2 protein-coding genes are annotated in these 1,804 nt (G+C 67.7%); both read right to left on the reverse strand.

The window, feature by feature from the left end:
- Positions 1 to 1,151: glutathione-independent formaldehyde dehydrogenase (locus OXS27_RS32140; RefSeq protein WP_267361714.1), on the reverse strand; the 1,151-nt coding region annotated here is incomplete at its 3' end.
- A gap of 208 nt (positions 1,152 to 1,359) precedes the next feature.
- A partial coding sequence (locus OXS27_RS32145; RefSeq protein ID WP_267361715.1) for a LuxR C-terminal-related transcriptional regulator occupies positions 1,360 to 1,804 on the reverse strand: 445 nt, incomplete at its 5' end.

Below are 1,804 nucleotides of genomic sequence, written 5' to 3' on the forward strand. Positions count from 1 at the left end.
GCGGCGGGCTTGAGGATCACCTTGGTCCAGCCCTCGTCGCGCGCGTCGAAGTGCCGGTAGGCGTTCGGTGCGTCTCCCAGCGGAAGCTCGTGCGAGACGATGAAGGACGGCTTCGCGCGGCCGGTCGAGATCAGGTCGCGCAGCTGCCGGTTATAGGCCTTCACGTTGCACTGGCCGACGCCGATCGTCTGACCCTTGAACCAGAAGAGGCCGTGGTCGAACACGATCTCGCCCTGCTTGTAGAGTGGGTCCTGCGGGGCCGGATCCTGTGGGGTGAAGACGCCGACCACGCCGATGCCGCCGGTGAATTTCACCGATTTGACCAAGTCGTTCATGGTCATGTTGGGGTGCTCGTGCCCCTGCGGATCATGCGCCTGGTAGCCGACGCACTCGCAGCCACGGTCGGCCCCGATGCCGTTGGTCAATTCCAGCACCTGGTCCACCGGGGAGCCCTTCGAGTCGTCGATGGGCAGGGCGCCGATCGAACCCGCAAGGCTCAGCCGGTCGGGATGGCGATCGACGACCATCACCATGCAGGCGCCCTTGATCATCGCCGCATGGGCCGCCATCAGGCCGACCGGGCCGGCCCCGTAGATGACGATCGACTCGCCGGGACGCAGGCCTGCGAGTTCGGTGGCGTGCCAGCCGGTCGGGAAGATGTCGGCCAGCATCACGTACTCGTTCTGCCGCTCCTCGGCATCCGGCGGCAGCTTCAGGCAATTGTAATCGCCGTAGGGAACGCGCAGCAGGTCGGCCTGGCCGCCCCGATACGGCCCCATATCGGCGAAGCCGTACGCGGCGCCGGCCATGTTCGGCACGACACTGCGATCGGCCGTCGTCAGGCAGAACGCGCTCAAGCCGCGCTCGCAGTTCTTGCAGAAGCCGCAGCCGATGTTGAAGGGGATGGCGACCCAGTCCCCGACCTTCACCCGATCGACGGCTTTGCCGACTTCGGCCACCTGGCCGAGGTTCTCGTGCCCGAATACGCCCCCGCGCGGGAAATCGGTCCGGCCCTCGTACATGTGCAGGTCGGAGCCGCAGATGTTGGTGCTCGTGATCCGCACCAGCACGTCGGTCGGCCGCTCGATCCGCGCGTCGGGCACGTCCTGCACGGCGACATCGCGTGGGCCATTATAGACGACAGCTCGCATCGCGCTCTCCTGACCTGGGACTGTTTGCCAGGCGAAAGGAGTACATGCTGACGGCCGTCACACTATCCGGTCGATGCCTACGGTGTTCTCCGGGGGCGATCTGTGCCTCCCTCAATGGGGGACCCGAGCACGAACGGGCGAAGCGGGTCGGATCGAGGATGCCCGGCCGGTCGAGCGGCAAATTCCGACGTCAGCGCCGGGCTTCGCGCTAGTGGCCGTCGCGATCAGCAGGCCGCACGCCGGCGGCCGTCGCGATGAGCACCGCCTCGGGCAGCGTGCGGGTACCGAGCGTTTCCATGACCCGGGCGCGATGGATCTCCACCGTACGCGGGCTCAGGCCCAGCGTCCGGGCGATAATCTTGTTGGTGCCGCCAGCGGGCAGCCCCTCCAGCACCTCGCGCTCGCGCGTGGAAAGCCCTGCAATCCGGCTCCGGGCTTCATCGCCCCCGCGCGCTCGATCGGCCTCGGCGTGGAACTCCGCGAGCGCCGTTCTCACCGCGAACAGCAAAGCCTCCGGCGTCCAGGGAGCTTCAAGGTAGTCGACCGCTCCCGCCTTCATGACGCGGACCCCGAAGCCGACATCGCTGCCGCTCGCGCCGATTGCCACGACGGGCAGATGCGCGCGTGCCGCCTTCAACGCGCTCAGGAGGGCG

This window comes from Methylobacterium sp. GC_Met_3 (assembly GCF_026540775.1).
GTDB lineage: Bacteria > Pseudomonadota > Alphaproteobacteria > Rhizobiales > Beijerinckiaceae > Methylobacterium.